Consider the following 17,362-nt stretch of genomic DNA (forward strand, 5'->3'; position numbering starts at 1 on the left):
CATTCGCCTATGTCCTGCATACAATTGTAGTGAATGATGTATGGAGGAGGTTCGAACATGTCATCGAAATATCAAAGTAGAGAGATTATAACGAAAGCGATCTGTGGCAAAGGTCGTAAGTTCTCTACCGTAACCCATACCGTGACTCCGCCTCATAAGCCGACGAGCATACTTGGAGCGTGGATTATAAACCACCAGTATGAAGCGGTCTCCGCAGGCGACGGAATTGAAGTTATTGGTACTTACGATGTAAACATTTGGTATTCCTTCAGCAAAAACTCTCAGACTGAAGTAGCCAAAGAGACGATTTCTTATGTAGAAAATGTACCGCTAACCTATTTGGATTCCAGACACCGCTCTTCAACGGTGGAAGTATCTGCGGAGGCAACGCAGGAACCGAGCACCGTTGAAGCGGGTGTAACTGGGGATGGCCGTGTATCCATCCGTGTAGAGCGGGAATTCGCCGTCGAGCTCATCGCTGAAACGAAGATCAATGTCCTTGTTGTGCCGGGCGGCGATTACGAAGACAAGGAGTTCGATTTCGGATCCGATCTGGGTGAGTATGAAGACCTGGATCCAGATCTCCTCGACGACGAGCTGTAGCTTCGGGAGAAACATGCGCTAGGTGAAGATAATCCAATATATGCGGCAGGGGCGGCGTCGTCGAGGGCGGCTGCCCTCTTTTTGTATAAAAAATAAAAAAATACGGATCAGTTTTGTACGAGGGGGTAGGGGAATGGAGCAAATCGGTCATGTTGCGTTGCGTATTCAAGTCAATCCTGGAGCATCTGCCGACAGGCTGTTGGAGGCTTTGAAAACTTTGGCTCGCGGTAAGAGGCTTCGAGTCGAGTCCAGGAAGGTTGGAGAATACAAGACGGAAAATGCGTTAGTATCTTATTCTCAGCTATGGTTAGAAGTCAGCTACATGGCGGCTGCCGGGCGGGCAAATGCGCAGGAGGCCGAACAGAGATTGGAGCCGGCTTCTCGGAGGCTGTCCATCATGAATGAAAATTTGCAAAAATTCCTCAGCAGCTCAATTCATGAGCGACAAAATCGCTTGACAATCAGTGGGCTAAATGCCTCATTGACAGAATCCGGAAACATACCGCATCATATTCGCCAACGCAGATTCATTCGCCGCTATATCGTTCAGGTATTTCATTTACGGGCTACTTCGATCGCAGCACTCGGTGCGGGCGGTATCAACGGACCACAGCTTAGGCAAGAGGAGGGGAGTCGTTCGCTGCTTGAACGCCGGCTTGAAAAAATCGCGGTTCGCACGCTTTATGCCCTGAATCTGCAAATGGGAGAAGTGACGATCCATGCGGGAGAAGATGGTAGATTCACCGTGGAGCATGTATCAGCTATGCCGGATTTTGGCGGGATAGATCAGGCGGAGCTCGCTGCCAAGGCTATTATCAGCCTGCTAGTGGAGCTGAATCATAGCACAGCCCAGGCGAATGGGCCGAAAAAGCTCCTCGGAATGGATCCAGAGTTCCTGCTCTTTAACCGGGCGACAGGCAAAGTGATTCCCGCTTCACGTTATTTGGAGATTGCCGGCGAGGCGGGCTGCGATTCGTTAAGATACCGGGGGGAGCGCCGATTTCCGCTGGCTGAGCTGCGTCCGCAGCCCGGTGGGGAGCCGCGGGAAGTGCTCGTGCACTTACTGCGTGCTTTCCGGATTGCCTATAGAGCGATTGATGATAAGGCATTGCAATGGCAGGCAGGAGGGATGCCCCAACGCGGTTTCCCCCTAGGAGGTCATGTTCATTTCAGCGGGATTCCATTGACCTTTGAACTGCTGCAAGTACTGGATAATTATCTGGCATTGCCGGTCGCAGTCTTGGAGGATCGCCGCGGTTACAAAAGGCGTCCGAGGTATGGTTTTTTAGGCGACTTCCGGCTTCAGAAACACGGAGGATTCGAGTACCGTACCTTGCCCAGCTTCTTAATTTCTCCTCTAGTAACTAAGGGAGTTGTGGCGATCGCTGCACTGATCGCGGGACACTGGGAGCTGTTACAACGAAGGCCACTGCAGAATGAACGAATGTACACAGCGTTCTACCAGGGGGAGCAGCTGCAGCTCCGTAGGGGACTGGCCGAACTGTATAATGATCTGTCTGCACTAGCGGTCTATCCGAAGTACGAGAGCTATATTGCCCCGTTTATGGAAGCGACCATGTCTGGGCGAACCTGGGACGAGACGCAGGATATTCGTAAGGTTTGGAAATTGGAAAACCATTCGTAAGCTGAGGTCGCTTTTGATATAATAGAAGTCTACGAAATGGGCATGGAGGATGAGCATGGCAACCTATACGCCGATGATTCAACAATATTTAAGCGTGAAAGCCCAGGCACAGGATGCATTTCTATTTTTCCGGCTGGGCGATTTTTATGAAATGTTCTTTGATGATGCAATACTAGCCGCCAAGGAGCTGGAAATTACGTTAACGGCAAGAGGGGGAGGCCCGGAGGAGAAAATTCCGATGTGCGGCGTTCCCTACCATTCTGCCGAGAATTATATCCACAGGCTGATCGAGAAAGGTTATAAGGTAGCGATTTGTGAGCAAACTGAAGATCCGGCACAGGCGAAAGGCGTGGTACGCCGGGAAATTGTGAGGGTCGTTACGCCGGGGACAGTCATGGAAGGGAAAACCATCGGGGACAAGGCCAATAACTACATTTTATGTGTTACAGAGCGACAGGGCATGATGGCTATAGCTTCCTGCGATTTGTCTACCGGTGAATTGTATGTAAGTTCCTCGCCTTCTAGCAAAGAGTGGCTAAGAGACGAGGTCGGGCTCTATGATCCCTCTGAGATGATCGGGGACAACGGATTATTGGAATGGATGCGCGAATCCAGCAGTCCTGTAGGCAAACCGATCGTCTATACGCCGTGGGATAAGGCGAAGGATGAGTTGGGACGCAAGCAGTTTGGCGAGGCGGTCTGGGCAAGGCTGGAGCCGGAGCGCCGCGACTGTGTAGCCCTGCTAGTCGGTTACTTGAGCGAGACGCAGAAGCGATCGCTGGGACAGCTTACGAAAATATCCGCTTATGAGCCGGAGCATTATATGATTCTCGATCCGTTCACGCGCCGCAACCTGGAGCTGGTCGAGACGGTTCGCGAACGCTCCAAGCGGGGCTCGCTGCTCTGGCTGCTTGACCGCACGGAGACGTCCATGGGCGCCAGAATGCTGCGGCGCTGGATCGATAAACCGCTTCTGCATCGCAGCCAGGTCGAGGAACGTCTGGAGGCAGTTAGCCATCTGCATAGCGATTTTATACTGCGAGAAGATTTGAAGGAAGCTCTCAAGCAGATTTATGATCTGGAGCGGCTCGTAGGGCGGATTGCCTTCGGCAACGCGAACGGGCGAGATTTAATCGCCCTGAAGCTGTCCTTGCGACAAGTGCCGGCGATCAAAAGGCTGTGCGAGTCCTCGGCCTCGCTAACGCTTGCCCGGATAGCCGGGGATATGGATGAATGCGTGGACTTGGCGGATCAAATCGAGGCTGCTATAGCGGACGAGCCTCCGGTATCCGTTAGAGATGGCGGCATCATTAAGAGCGGTTATCATGAGCGTCTCGATGAACTGCGGGAAGCCGGTACGAACGGCAAACGCTGGATCGCCGAGCTGGAAGCGGCGGAGCGCCAGGCTACGGGAATTAAGTCGTTAAAAATCGGATACAACAAAGTGTTCGGTTATTATATCGAGGTGACTAAAGCGAATCTGTCCTTGCTGCCTGAAGGCAGGTATGAACGGAAGCAAACGCTGGCGAATGCGGAACGCTTTGTAACCCCGGAGCTAAAGGAGAAAGAGACGCTGATTTTGGAAGCGGAAGAGAAGATGGTCGATCTCGAATACGCTTTGTTTACCGAGCTGCGCGAGCAGATCAGCGGGGAAATCACCCGACTGCAGCAGCTCGCCGAGCATATTGCCGAGATCGATGTGTATCGCTCCCTGGCAGCGGTAGCGGCGGACAGCGGCTTTGTGAAGCCAACGCTGATCGATGGCTATGATATGGTCATTGAACAGGGCCGACATCCGGTCGTTGAATCGGTTATGAGCGATTCCGCGTTTATTGCCAACGGAACGACACTGAAGCAGAAAGAGGCCAGTATTCTGCTTATTACCGGGCCGAATATGGCCGGGAAGAGTACCTATATGCGTCAAGTAGCGCTCATCTCGATCATGGCGCAAATCGGTAGCTTTGTTCCGGCTTCAGCGGCCGAAATTCCGATGATTGACCGCATCTTTACCCGCATCGGCGCGGCCGATGATTTAATTGGCGGGCAGAGTACATTCATGGTTGAAATGGCAGATATCCAGGTTATGACGGAGAAAGCAACCTCGCGCAGCTTGATCATCATCGACGAGTTGGGGCGCGGTACCTCAACGAGTGAAGGCATGGCGATTGCCCAGGCGGTTATTGAATACGTGCATGATCATATTGGCTGTAAAGCGCTCGTATCTACGCATTTTCATGAGCTGGCCCATTTGGAGAGCAGTTTGTCGGGGCTTAGAAACTATTCTATGGCCGTTCAGGAGAGCGGGGATAAGGTGCATTTCCTGCGCAAGCTTATTCCGGGAGCGGCGGATACAAGTTATGGGATCTATTGCGCTAGGTTAGCCGGGCTGCCGGGCGGTATTATTGAGCGTGCCTACGGGCTGCTTCAAGGCTTTGAGCAAGCGGCTGCCGAGGTAGCGTCCGGAGGGACAGAGGCTCGAACGGGTCATGACAAAGCCGAGGCGTTGGACAAGACTGGGGATGTAGCGTTGGCTGGAGCGAAGATTGAGGGATCGAGCAACGCAGTGGATCATGTTTCGGGTATGGCTTCGAATGGTGTTCCTAATGAAGAACGGAACAAGGAATCGAGCGGAGCTACGAACGAAGTAACAAGTAACGTACCCGATAAATCGGTGGATGGAAGCCCGGAAGTGGTGCAGCTCTCGATATTCGGCGAAGAAGTGCCTATGCCGAAAGCGAGGCCGACCGAGGAAGACGCGAAAATTCGCAGCATACTTAACATGGTTAATAATGCTGATCTGCTAAATATGACGCCGCTGCAGGCGATGCAGCTTGTCAATGATTTGAAACTGAAAGTAAAAGACTTATAACGAGGAACCGCATTACAAATTACTGATTTGCGGCAGATCGCTGAAAAGCTTGCAGGAAGAGGTGAATGATGATGGCCCAAATTGTTGTTTTGGACGAGCATATTGCCAACCAGATTGCTGCCGGGGAAGTGGTTGAGCGCCCTTCTTCGGTCGTCAAGGAGCTGGTTGAAAATGCTGTGGATGCCGGGGCCCGCAAAATTGAAGTTCAGGTAGAAGAGGGCGGTCTCCAACTCATTCGTGTGACGGATAATGGCTCGGGGATTGAACCGGACGATTGCGAGACAGCATTCTTTCGCCATGCGACAAGCAAATTGCAGACGGGACGAGATTTATTTCAGATCCGAAGCCTGGGTTTTCGCGGCGAGGCATTGCCGAGTATCGCGGCTGTCGCCAAAGTACAGCTGCTGACGAGCAGCGATGACAGCGGACTCGGCCGAGTCATCGTGATGGAAGGCGGCTCTTTGAAGCAGAGCGAGGAGGCCGCGGCTCCGAAGGGTACAGATATTACGATCAAAGAGCTGTTCTACAACACGCCTGCCCGATTGAAATATATGAAGACGATCCAGACGGAGCTAGGGCATATTTCGGATGTAATGTACCGTCAGGCGCTCGCTCATCCGGAAATCGCCATCACGCTTCGCCATAATGGTAATACATTATTGCAAACACAGGGCAATGGCGATTTACTCCAGGTGATTGCTTCGATATACGGCATAAATGCTTCTAGGGCGATGGTTCCTATTAGTGCCGAAAGTCTTGATTACAAAATAAGTGGCTATATCGGGCGACCGGATTTGACCCGTTCGAATCGCAGCGGTATGTCGACAATTGTCAACGGCAGATATATTCGCAATCATGGACTATATCAAGCGATCCTGCGGGCCTATCATACGCTGCTGCCGATCAACCGTTATCCGCTGGCTGTTCTTCAGCTGGAAATGCACCCATCATTAGTCGATGTGAACGTGCATCCCTCGAAGCTGGAAGTTAGGTTCAGTAAAGAGCCTGAGCTGAACAGCTTCGTTGAGGAGAGCATCCGGCAGCTTCTGCAGGGCCAGGTGCTGATTCCACAGGTTGTGAAGCAAACGATTGGCAAGGGAGCGAACCGCTCGGTAATTCAAGAGCAGTTCCATTTTCCGGCGGCGCATGCGGGCGCGGGCGCAGCGAATCTGGGGCTGCCCCCGCAGGACGCCGCCGCGGGGCATCGCCCGGCGCCAGGCCCCGCGGGAGCGGAGCCTGCGCCTGATTTGGGCGCTGCGCGCCGCGAGGGCAGCGGTGGCGGTGGCGGCGGTATAGACCGCCACGATCGCCCCGCGGGCGGCGCAGAGCGCCCTGGCAGCGCGTACATCCTCGGCCGTCCAGAGACGGCCGCAGGCTCCGCCGCGCTGCACGAAGCTGCCCCGCCCTATGGCGGCGGGGCTAGCGCCTCCCCTGGCCGCGATAGCGGGCCGGGGAGCACAGCGGCTGCGCGGCAGATGCCGCAGCCGCCAGGCCGCCCTGCGGGGCGCGGGGGGGCTGCTGCCTCGTACGGCAGCAGCTACGCGCCCGCCCAAGGCGGCCGCATGCCGGAAGCGCTGTACGGCTCGCCAGAGGCGGCGCCGGAGCTTCCGGCCTTCCCGGAGCTGACCCTGATCGGTCAGCACCACGGCACCTACCTGATCGCTCAGAATGAGGAGGGGCTGTATCTCATCGATCAGCATGCGGCTCATGAGCGAGTCAACTATGAATACTACTATGAGAAATTTGGTCAGCCAGCGGATGCGTCTCAAGAACTGCTCATTCCAATCACGTTGGAATTTACATCAGCGGAGAGTGAGAAGCTGAAGGAGCGGCTGAACTGGTTCGAGAGCGCTGGGGTCATCCTGGAGCATTTCGGGGGCGGCACCTTCCGGGTGGTCTCCCATCCGTACTGGTTCCCATCGGGGGAAGAGGCAGCGATTATCGAGGAAATGGCCGAATGGGTGTTGCAGGAACGGCAGATTGACCTGGCGAAGCTGCGGGAGAAATCGTCGATTCTTGTCTCCTGCAAAGCTTCGATTAAGGCCAATCAGAAGCTGACCCCAGAAGAAGCTAGTACCTTGATTCAGAGACTGGCGGCTTGCAAGCAGCCGTATACATGTCCGCATGGCCGACCGATTGTCGTCAGCTTCTCCACGTATGATTTGGAGAAGCTATTCAAACGAGTCATGTGATCGGAGGAAGAAAATTGATAATTACGACCGGAGAGCATGATGCGCCAGCTGCGGTGGAACGTGCCATGGCCCTTGCAGCAAAATCCGGTGCCCGATTCGTTTCAAGAAATCGGACATCGATGGCGAGGCTGGCCGAGCTTCATCCCGGCGAGGACATTCTCGTCGTTCTTGAAGGCGGTGCGCGTCTGCATCGGCCTGGCGAGCAGCCGATGACCTTCCATCCCAGCATGTCGTTTGTGCGGGCCAAGAGGCTGCTCAAAGGGGAGAAGGATACAATGCTGGAAGCGGCAGGCGTGAGGACTGGTGATACGATTGTTGATTGTACGGCGGGACTGGGGTCGGATGCGATCGTATTCTCTCTCGGCGCTGGAAAGGAAGGCAAAGTGATCGCCATGGAGGATTCGCTGCCGCTTTGGGCGCTCCTGCATGAAGGATTCAAGTATTACGTTTCCGGGCTTCAGTCGTTTGACGAGTCGCTCCGACGCATCGATCTGCAGCGCGGACACCACCTGGACTTGCTGCAACAAATGCCGGATCAGAGCGCCGATGTCGTCTATTTCGACCCGATGTTCCGCGACCCGGTACTGGAATCCTCCTCCATTTCTCCTTTGCGTTCATTTGCCAATAATAACCGCTTGGAGGAGGCGGCAATCGCCGAAGCGTGCCGCGTAGCGCGCAGAACGGTCATCTTAAAAGAGAAAATTGGAAGCGGCGAGTTCGAAAGATTAGGATTTCGCGTCTCTGGCCGCGCTCGATCCAAAATAACGTACGGAGTGATTATCCCTTGAACAAGCAACAGAAACCAAAATTGCTCGTGCTTGTCGGCCCTACGGCAGTAGGCAAGACGCGTCTCAGCATTGAAATTGCCAAGGCTTTCTCCTGCGAAATTATATCCGGTGATTCGATGCAGGTGTACCGGGGGATGGATATCGGTACGGCCAAAATTACGCCTGAGGAGATGCAAGGGGTGTCCCATCATCTCATCGATGTTCTGCAGCCGGACGAGCCGTTCTCAGTCGCCCAGTTCCAGGAATGGAGCAAGCGGCTGATTACGGAAATCCATGATCGGGGTCATCTGCCGTTTATTGTCGGTGGAACGGGGTTATATGTCGAATCGGTCTGCTATGAGTATCAGTTTACAGAAGCGGGCGTGGACGAAGCTTTCCGCGAAGCGCAGAAGCGTTTTGCCGCGGAAGAGGGGGTTGAGGCACTGCATCAAAAACTGGCCATGGTAGACCCTGATTCAGCAGCCAGACTTCACCCTAATGATGTTCGCCGAATTGTACGGGCATTGGAGATTTACCACCTGACGGGTGAGACTTTATCGTCTCAATTGGAGGGTCAGACGAAGCAGTCTCCCTATGACTTGTGTCTTATTGGTTTGACAATGGACCGTCAAATGCTTTATAACCGTATTGAACAGCGAATTGACGAAATGATCGCGAACGGACTGGTAGATGAGGTAAAGGGACTGCTGGATAAAGGCTACAACCGGGAGATGATATCCATGCAGGGACTCGGCTACAAAGAAATTGCTGAACATCTTCAGGATGGTGTGCCCCTTCAAGAAGCGATTGAGAAACTCAAGAGGGATACCCGGCGTTTTGCCAAGCGCCAGCTCTCTTGGTTCCGGCGGATGAAGGACATTTCGTGGATCGATGTGGGTGACGGCCAAAATTTTTCCGGGAATTTAAAGGCCGCTCATGCTATAATAGCAGGAAAGTTTTCCGCTGATCTTGAATATAATTCAAAACACTATTGATTTCTATTGGGGGTACGGCTAATGAATAAGTCCATTAATATCCAAGATACGTTCTTGAACCAATTGCGCAAAGAGAGCATCCCTGTTACGGTATTTTTAACCAACGGTTTTCAGATTAGAGGCACGATTAGAGCGTTCGATAATTTCACAATTGTGATCGACAGCGACGGGCGCCAGCAAATGGTGTACAAGCATGCGATTTCGACGTTTCAGCCGCAGCGCAACGTTTCGCTGATGCAAGAAAATCAGAACGAAGCATAAGCGGATTGAAACTTTTTCAAAGCTGTTACGTTTAATGGTATAGGAAATGGAGCAGAGCAACCTGATAAGAGGTTGTTCTTTTCTTTCCGCGTATCATGCGAAAGCGGCAAGAAGGGAGTCAGAGATAACCATGTCTACAAAGAGACCTTCCAGATTGGAAAGAAGCAGCAAGCCGGAACCGAAGACGGTGAAGCCTAAAGCGAAAAGAAAAAAGAAGCTAACGGCTAAAAAGGTGTTGTGGACTTCGTTTTTTACGATCGCGTTTGCTATATTTTGCGCCCTAGCAGGCTATCTGTACATTACGATTAACGGCGAGAAGATACTGGCCGAGAACGAGGGAAAGCTAACGATCTACGAGACATCTAAGGTATATGATCGCCATGGCAACCTGATGGGTGAATTGTCACTGGAAAAAAGTGAGCCGGTCACATCAGAGGAAATTCCTAAGCTTCTGAAGGATGCCTTCATTGCTACGGAAGATAAAAGATTCTATGAGCATAACGGTGTGGACCTGTGGGCGATCGGCCGGGCTGCCGTAAAGGATATCGTTGCGCGCAAGCTCGTTGAGGGCGGCAGCACGATTACCCAGCAGCTCGCAAAGAACATCTTCCTCGACTTTGAGAAGACATTTTTCCGGAAGGCGACTGAAGTGTCGATTGCCATGGCGCTAGAGCGCGACAAGACGAAAGATGAAATTATTACGATGTATCTGAATCGGATCAACTTTGGGGGTACGGTGTATGGTATTAAGGCCGCATCGATACGCTATTTCGGCAAAAGCGATTTGAATGATCTTGAAGTATGGGAAATGGCTACCCTAGCGGCAATGCCGAAGGCGCCTTCCAGATACAATCCGCTTCGTAATCCGGATTTGTCCATGCAGCGTAGAGCTGTAGTTCTCCAACTGATGTATGAGCAGGGTTATATTACTCAGGCCGAAATGGAGCACGCCAAAGCGGTTGTGTATGATTATGAGCCCCCGGCAAGGAATCAAAGCTTCGAAGCTTTTAAGGATTATGTGCTTGAGGAAGCGGAGCGTAAGTGGGGTATTACGGAAGACCAGTTGAACCGCGGTGGATATAAAATTTATACGACGATGGATATGAAGGCGCAAAAAGCACTGGAGAAGGCGTTCGCTAATGATGATTTCTTCGAGAAGAGCAAGGATGATCAGCAGGTTCAGGCATCCATGGTCATAATGAATCACCAGAATGGCAGCCTGGTAGCTCTGCTTGGCGGACGCGATTACCAGCGCAAAGGCTTTAGCCGTCTCGACAGCCGTAGACAGCCGGGTTCGGTGTTCAAACCTATTGTTTCCTTTGCGCCGGCACTGGATACGGGTAAGTTTACGCCGGATTCCATGGTCAGCAATGAAAAGCAATGCTTTGGAAATTATTGTCCCAACAATTTGGGCGGATCCTACTCGAAGACCATCAGTTTTAAAACCGCATTGACGAAATCGATTAATATACCTGCGGTATGGCTGCTAAATGAGGTTGGCGTTGGAACAGGCGTGAAATACGCGACCGAGATGGGAATCACCATGGATAAGGACGACCGTAACCTGGCGATAGCGCTGGGCGGGATGACTTACGGTACAAATACGCTGGAAATGGCGACTGCATTTAGCGTGTTTGCGAATCAGGGCAGATATAATGAGCCTTATTCAATCAAGTCGATCGTTGATCATAGCGGCAAAGAGGTGCACAAGGCAGATGCGCCAAAGCAGAAGCAGGTGCTTAAAGAGCAAACCGCCTATCAAATGACGCAATTGCTCCAGGATGTCGTAAATGAAGGTACGGGAAAAAGAGCTCGTATAAACCGCCCAGTTGCCGGTAAGACAGGAACGACACAGCACGGCATCAAAAATTTGAGAAGCAGCAAGAACCGTGACGTTTGGTTTGTCGGCTACACGCCGGAGTGGACGGGAGCGGTCTGGATGGGCTACGACAAAGTGGATAAGGATCATTTGCTCAACGGAAGCAGTGGTCAAACCGCCGCATTGTTCGCAGCGGTCATGAAGGAAGCGTTGGAAGACGTTCCGGTGAAGGATTTTCCGGTGCCGAAGAACATGCCGCAAGCGGAACCGCCAGTGGTAGATGAGCTTAGCGCACCGAGCGAACTTACCGCTTTATATAGTGAGGAGACGCAGACGGTATCTCTAAACTGGAATGGGGTTGACCAGGAAGGCGCAGTTTACCGTATTTATCGCAAGGAAGCTTCCGAATCGGAATACACCTATTACTTAGATTCGGCTACGACGTCGATCGAAGACTTAACGGTTGTGACGGGAACGAGCTATGAATATTATGTAACTGCGTATGATCCGGTCAATGATATCGAGAGCGGTGCTTCTAATAAGGTAGTGACTGATACTGTAGTAGAAGAAGAGCCTATGGACGATATCGATCCTGACCAGGACGGACTGATCCCGCCTGACCAAGGCCAGGAGGGGATCGATCCAGGTCAAGGACTGGACGGAGATGGCCAAGACGGCCCAGAACAAGGAAATGGTTACGGTAATGGTTCAGGTAATGGTCAAGGTAACGGACCAGGCAATGGCAGTAGCAACGGGAATGGGAACGGAAATAGCAATGGCAATAGTAATAGCAACGGACCAGGCAATAGTTCAGGCAACGGTTCAGGTGTGCCTCCAGGCCAAGGCGGAGCCGGAGATGGCAGTGTAAATTCCGGAGAGTTAGATGGCTCAGGAACTGTTGAGCCCGGAAGCGGAGATGCGGTTACGCCTCCACTGGGGGAGAGCGACATGGTGGATCCATTCGCAAATCCTTCGGACGGCATGAACTCTGGAGGTTAAGCCAAGTCAATATAGCAATGCACTTAGACAAAAAACACCGACATTGTTCCGGTAACGGGAATGCGGTGTTTTTTTGTTACTTTAGGCCATTTGTTATTAATAAAGTTTAGCTGCTTAAATTTCGGTTTTGTGACTCTCTTTCAAATATGGTAAGCTGAAATTACATTGTGTTGAAAGGGTTTATACCATGAAGCGAAAATTTGGAGACCGAGCGAACTGGCGGCGCATTACTCAGCGTCATTTTAAATCCAAGTATGTGGAAAGCGATAAATTTACAGGCTATGTTACGTTGTACACGATTTTCGCACTGCGAGATCCTCTGTGGAAGACTTATGGCGGCCACACATTTCGCATTGCGGACAAAGGTTATACCTGGCTTCAGTATTATCCGAAAGGACAGCACTATGTCGTCACAGCCATGTTCGATGATCAGGGCGATATTGTAGAGTGGTATATCGATGTGTGCAAAAATCAAGGCATTACCGATCAAGGTGTGCCCTGGTTCGATGATTTGTATTTGGATATCGTTGTGCTCAAGAACGGGGAAGTGTTCTTGATGGACGAGGATGAATTGGATGAAGCGTTGACGAAAGGCCACATTACAGTGAAAGACTACGACATGGCGATAGAGACGGCAAAGGCTGTGCTCCACGCGATAAATCAGCAGGAATTTCCTTATTTCAACATGTCTCTGGAGCATTTCCGCAGCGGCTTTATGGATTCTAAGTCGTTTCGGCCAGGAGGTTAATATGTTTCATTTTGGCAAAAGGTCAAACAAGACCACCTATTTCAGCATGGAGCAGGGTAGGCGCAAATTGCGACCGCTGTACATCCGTTGGTTACGCTTTGGACTTGTGCTCATCCTGCTCGGTATCGGCTGGTTTTTGTATGTGCTGGCACAGATCGGCAGTGTGGAGCGAAGTCCCGCAGTTGCAATAAAAGATATGCCCGCAGCGGATGTTGGCATTGTCTTGGGGGCATCCATGTGGGGGGATCGGCCGAGTCCTGGACTCGAAGAACGGCTTCGCCATAGTCTGGAGCAGTATCAGGCTGGAAAATTTAAGATATTTCTGCTTACAGGAGGCCTGGATCAAGAAGGCTACAAATATACAGAAGCCGAAGGGATGGCCAACTATTTAGAAGAGCATGGTGTGCCGCGCGAGGCTATGCTGCTAGAGAACAAGGCGACAAGCACGTATGAGAACTTAAAATTCAGTCAAGAAATAATGAAGGAGCAGGGGCTTACCTCTGCGCTAATAATGACTCATACTTATCATGGGAACCGGGCGCTTGAAATCGCTGAAGCATTGGACTATCGGCATCCGAAGCTGTCCCTGACAAAATCGAAGGTGCTTAAGCCCATTCCGAATACAATGCGGGAAGTACTGGCGTATACGAAATGGAAATTGGTTCAGGCTGGCCTGGCGCTAGGGCTGGATTTATAGTCTTCTAATAAAGGCTCGGAAGAGAGAATACACTGGAAGAAGAGAGTGATTCTACCCCTTATACGAAGAGGTGATTCTACGATGCCAGGGCATGTTATGGCCAGAAGCGGATCTTCCGAAGAGAGGCCATCCAGACAAATCAATGTAATTCTCCGAAATCCCGAGCCCCCTGTCGTAACGCAGAGCGTTCCTGACGCGGATTTGCAGTCAACGGCCAAAGCAATCCCTCAGCAAGGTGTATTCGCAGAGATACAGAAAGAACTAGATCAGCTCATAGGCCTTCATCATATCAAAGACTTAATGTATGAAATATACGCACTGTTGCAAATCACGGATATGCGTTCTGAGGCGGGATTGTTGTCGAATCCCCAAGTGTACCATATGGTGTTTAAAGGAAATCCGGGAACGGGCAAGACGACGGTGGCTAGAATTGTCGCGAAGATGTTCCAGCGTCTCGGCGTGCTCAATAAAGGGCATTTGATCGAAGTTGAACGTGCGGACTTGGTTGGGGAATATATTGGCCATACGGCTCAGAAGACTAGAGATTTGGTGAAAAAAGCGCTCGGTGGCATCCTGTTTATCGACGAAGCCTATAGCCTCGCACGGGGTGGAGAGAAGGACTTCGGCAAGGAAGCGATCGACACGCTCGTCAAAGCGATGGAGGATCAGAAAAATCAGTTTATCCTTATTCTCGCCGGATATTCTGACGAAATGGATTTTTTTCTGCAATGCAATCCCGGCATGCCCTCGCGCTTTCCGATCGTGATTGATTTTCCAGACTATACTGTCGATCAGTTAATTCAAATCTCGGAGGGAATGGCCAAGGAACGGGACTATATTCTGATGCCGCAGGCGATACTCAAATTAAAGCAGCATTTGCTGCGGGAAAAGTGTGAGGGTGAGCATGCCTTTAGCAATGCCAGATATGTCCGCAACGTCATTGAACGTTCAATACGGAGTCAAGCGGTTCGTCTGCTGACGCAGTTTAGCGGCAACAGTGGCTCGCCGGGCAAGCTGGAGTTAATGACGCTGCGGCAGGAGGATTTGAAGCTGGATCTGAAGGAAGAACGGCGCCTATAAGGAGCGAAAGATAGATGACAAACTCGCTGTATGAGACAAATACGGAAATCCCTGATCGGGCAATTCTAGTTAGTTTGAATACCCTGGAAGTTAAAGGAGGCGGGATTGATCCCGCCTATTCTATGGATGAACTGGTGCAGCTCGCCTTGACTGCAGGCGTAGAAGTGGTGGATACGCTGATCCAAAATCGGGATAAGCCTGATTCGAAATGGTTTATCGGTAAAGGGAAGGTCGATGAACTGCATGAAGCTATCCAGGATTACGATGCAAATACGGTCATCTTTGATCAGGAGTTGTCAGGGGCTCAGGTTCGTAATCTTGAAGATATTTTGGATGTGAAAATTATTGACCGGACCCAGTTGATTCTGGATATTTTTGCTCAGCGCGCTAAGACACGTGAAGGAATCATCCAGGTAGAGCTCGCTCAGCTTACTTATTTGTTACCGCGTTTATCTGGCCATGGCAAAAATTTGTCCAGGCTGGGAGGCGGAATCGGTACACGCGGACCGGGCGAGAGCAAGCTGGAGACGGATCGCCGGCATATTCGGCGGCGTATCGGGGAGCTGAAGCGTCAGCTTGAGGAAGTGACGCGCCATCGCAAGCTGCATCGGGAGCGGCGCAAGGAGACCGGTGTCGTTCATTTAGCGCTTGTCGGCTATACGAACGCAGGCAAATCCACACTGCTGAAGGCGCTGACTTCGGCAGACGTATACATTGAGAATCAATTGTTTGCCACGCTTGATCCGACAACCCGCTCGATGGAGCTGCCAAGCGGCAAAGAAGTGATTGTGACCGATACCGTTGGCTTTATACAAAATTTGCCGCATGATTTAATAGCGGCCTTCCGTGCTACGCTGGAGGAGGCGAACGAAGCTGATCTGATCCTGCATGTAGTTGATGCATCTTCACCGATGCGGGAAGATCAGATGCACGTTGTCGATCGCATCCTGGATCAGCTTGGGGCCGGAGGCACGCCGCAAATCGTGCTGTTTAACAAGAAGGACATGTGTTCGCCGGAGCGTCTTGAAATGCTTCCGTCCGGGAAGGGATATTTGAAGGTGAGTGCTTTCGATGAAGGGGACTTGCTGCGTATACGGGAAGCCGTACAGCAGCATTTGGCTGGAGGCACGTATTCCTTCAGTATACCCGCTTTTCGCGGGGACCTCGCTTCATTGCTCTATAGGGTGGGGAATGTGATAGAACGGAGTATCGAGGACGACGTGATTGTTTATCGTGTAGTCCTTCATCAGAAGGATTACGAGAAATATGGCTCTGAGCTCGTTCAATTTAGGAGTGAGTCTGAGCAGAGCAGCGAGTGAGCAAGTCGGCTAAGTGTTTTTTTGCAAACAGAGCATTGAAGATTGATAGATACGAAATTTTAGATGTAAATGTATTTTGAAAGCATGGGCAGAGGAGAGTTTTGACAATATGGCAGTTTTTGCAGAAGAAATCGTAGCATGGTTAGAAGATGCGGAGCAGCAGGTAGCTGAGCAATTCCGAGTAATCGATCGCATTGTCGATCAGAATCAGTGGAAGGTGATTGAAGCCTTCCAACGGCATCAAGTAAGTGATTATCATTTTGCAGGCTCTACCGGATATGGCTATAATGATCGCGGACGTGAAGTGCTTGATCTTGTGTATGCCGATGTATTCGGCGCCGAGGCGGCCCTGGTGCGTCCGCATTTTGCGTCTGGCACACATACGATTGCCACGGCGCTGTTTGGTGTGCTTCGTCCGGGAGATGAACTGCTTTACATATCTGGAACGCCGTACGACACCCTTCATAAAGTCATCGGCGAGCCGGGAGATGGCACGGGTTCACTGCAGGATTTTGGAATTCGCTATGACGAGGTTGCGTTGTTAGAGAACGGTGAGATTGATTGGGATGGTGTGGCTGCTAAGCTGAATGAGCGCACGAAAGTGATTGGGATTCAAAGATCGCGTGGCTACGACTGGCGCGATTCTTTTACGATTGCTCAGATCGGCGAGATGGTTCGCAGGGTAAAGGAAATGCAGCCGGGTTGCATCGTGTTCGTTGACAATTGCTATGGTGAATTTGCTGAAGAGCTGGAGCCGACGCAGGTTGGTGTTGATTTGATGGCTGGATCTTTAATAAAGAATCCGGGCGGGGGATTAGCAGAGACAGGCGGGTATATTTGTGGCCGTGCCGATTTGGTAGAGCTTGCATCCTATCGATTGACTGCGCCGGGTATTGGCGGGGAAGTAGGAGCGATGCTGGGAACGACGAGAGGGATTTATCAGGGGTTGTTCCTCGCCCCGACGACGGTAGGACAAGCGGTAAAAGGAAGTATTCTGGCTGCCGCCGTGCTTGAGCGCGCCGGATTCGAAAGCCGTCCGCGCTGGAATGCAGATCGTACCGATTTGATTCAGGCGATTGCTTTCAGCTGTCCGGAGCAACTGATCGCATTTGTGCAAGGGATACAGCGCGCTGCCGCCGTGGACGGTTACGTTGTGCCAGAGGCTTGGGAGATGCCGGGGTATGAGCATCCGGTTATTATGGCTGCAGGTACATTCATTCAGGGAGGAAGTCTGGAATTGTCCGCTGATGCTCCTGTGCGCGAGCCTTACATCGCCTATATGCAGGGCGGATTAACCTACTCACACGTCAAGTTCGGTTTATTAACAGCCTTGCAAACGATGAAGGATCGGAATTTATTGTGAGAATA

Annotated in this window: 13 protein-coding genes; all 13 read left to right on the plus strand. The window is 51.5% G+C overall.

The window, feature by feature from the left end; translation table 11 throughout:
• Nucleotides 1-57: 57 nt before the first annotated feature.
• The 13 genes from cotE to EIM92_RS15340 all read left to right on the plus strand — a co-directional run bounded on the left by cotE (nucleotide 58) and on the right by EIM92_RS15340 (nucleotide 17,357).
• Complete coding sequence (gene cotE / locus EIM92_RS15280; RefSeq protein WP_125083378.1) at nucleotides 58-603, plus strand: outer spore coat protein CotE; 546 nt, start codon at nucleotides 58-60, stop codon at nucleotides 601-603.
• A gap of 133 nt (nucleotides 604-736) precedes the next feature.
• Nucleotides 737-2,248: a putative amidoligase domain-containing protein gene (locus EIM92_RS15285; RefSeq protein WP_125083379.1), complete on the plus strand. Its 1,512-nt coding sequence runs from the start codon at nucleotides 737-739 to the stop codon at nucleotides 2,246-2,248.
• Nucleotides 2,249-2,303: 55 nt separating this feature from the next.
• Nucleotides 2,304-5,117: a DNA mismatch repair protein MutS gene (mutS, locus tag EIM92_RS15290; protein ID WP_125083380.1), complete on the plus strand. Its 2,814-nt coding sequence runs from the start codon at nucleotides 2,304-2,306 to the stop codon at nucleotides 5,115-5,117.
• Nucleotides 5,118-5,188: 71 nt separating this feature from the next.
• A complete protein-coding gene (gene mutL, locus EIM92_RS15295; RefSeq protein WP_125085211.1) occupies nucleotides 5,189-7,309 on the plus strand; it encodes a DNA mismatch repair endonuclease MutL in 2,121 nt (706 codons plus the stop codon).
• Between the two features lie 14 nt (nucleotides 7,310-7,323).
• Nucleotides 7,324-8,097, plus strand: a complete 774-nt coding sequence (locus EIM92_RS15300; RefSeq protein WP_125083381.1) for a class I SAM-dependent methyltransferase — start codon at nucleotides 7,324-7,326, stop codon at nucleotides 8,095-8,097.
• Nucleotides 8,094-9,071: a tRNA (adenosine(37)-N6)-dimethylallyltransferase MiaA gene (miaA, locus tag EIM92_RS15305; protein ID WP_125083382.1), complete on the plus strand. Its 978-nt coding sequence runs from the start codon at nucleotides 8,094-8,096 to the stop codon at nucleotides 9,069-9,071. Before EIM92_RS15300 ends, miaA begins: the two co-directional genes overlap by 4 nt.
• Nucleotides 9,072-9,092: 21 nt before the next feature.
• Nucleotides 9,093-9,332 carry an RNA chaperone Hfq gene (gene hfq, locus EIM92_RS15310; protein WP_110932657.1) on the plus strand — a complete coding sequence of 80 codons (240 nt, stop codon included), beginning with the start codon at nucleotides 9,093-9,095 and terminating at the stop codon, nucleotides 9,330-9,332.
• A gap of 130 nt (nucleotides 9,333-9,462) precedes the next feature.
• The gene (locus EIM92_RS15315; RefSeq protein ID WP_125083383.1) at nucleotides 9,463-12,150 is read left to right on the plus strand and encodes a transglycosylase domain-containing protein; all 2,688 of its coding nucleotides are present in this window, start codon (nucleotides 9,463-9,465) and stop codon (nucleotides 12,148-12,150) included.
• Between the two features lie 187 nt (nucleotides 12,151-12,337).
• Nucleotides 12,338-12,898 (plus strand): ribonuclease FAU-1 family protein, encoded by a 561-nt coding sequence (locus tag EIM92_RS15320; protein ID WP_125083384.1) that lies wholly within the window; start codon nucleotides 12,338-12,340, stop codon nucleotides 12,896-12,898.
• Between the two features lies 1 nt (nucleotide 12,899).
• A complete protein-coding gene (locus tag EIM92_RS15325; RefSeq protein WP_246020995.1) occupies nucleotides 12,900-13,595 on the plus strand; it encodes a YdcF family protein in 696 nt (231 codons plus the stop codon).
• An 81-nt stretch (nucleotides 13,596-13,676) separates the two neighbouring features.
• Nucleotides 13,677-14,675 carry an AAA family ATPase gene (locus EIM92_RS15330; RefSeq protein ID WP_125083385.1) on the plus strand — a complete coding sequence of 333 codons (999 nt, stop codon included), beginning with the start codon at nucleotides 13,677-13,679 and terminating at the stop codon, nucleotides 14,673-14,675.
• A 14-nt stretch (nucleotides 14,676-14,689) separates the two neighbouring features.
• The gene (gene hflX / locus EIM92_RS15335; protein WP_125083386.1) at nucleotides 14,690-15,994 is read left to right on the plus strand and encodes a GTPase HflX; all 1,305 of its coding nucleotides are present in this window, start codon (nucleotides 14,690-14,692) and stop codon (nucleotides 15,992-15,994) included.
• Nucleotides 15,995-16,103: 109 nt separating this feature from the next.
• The gene (locus tag EIM92_RS15340; RefSeq protein WP_125083387.1) at nucleotides 16,104-17,357 is read left to right on the plus strand and encodes a methionine gamma-lyase family protein; all 1,254 of its coding nucleotides are present in this window, start codon (nucleotides 16,104-16,106) and stop codon (nucleotides 17,355-17,357) included.
• Nucleotides 17,358-17,362 lie beyond the last annotated feature (5 nt).

The sequence above is a fragment of the Paenibacillus lentus genome (genome assembly GCF_003931855.1).
GTDB classification, from domain to species: Bacteria; Bacillota; Bacilli; order Paenibacillales; family Paenibacillaceae; genus Fontibacillus; species Fontibacillus lentus.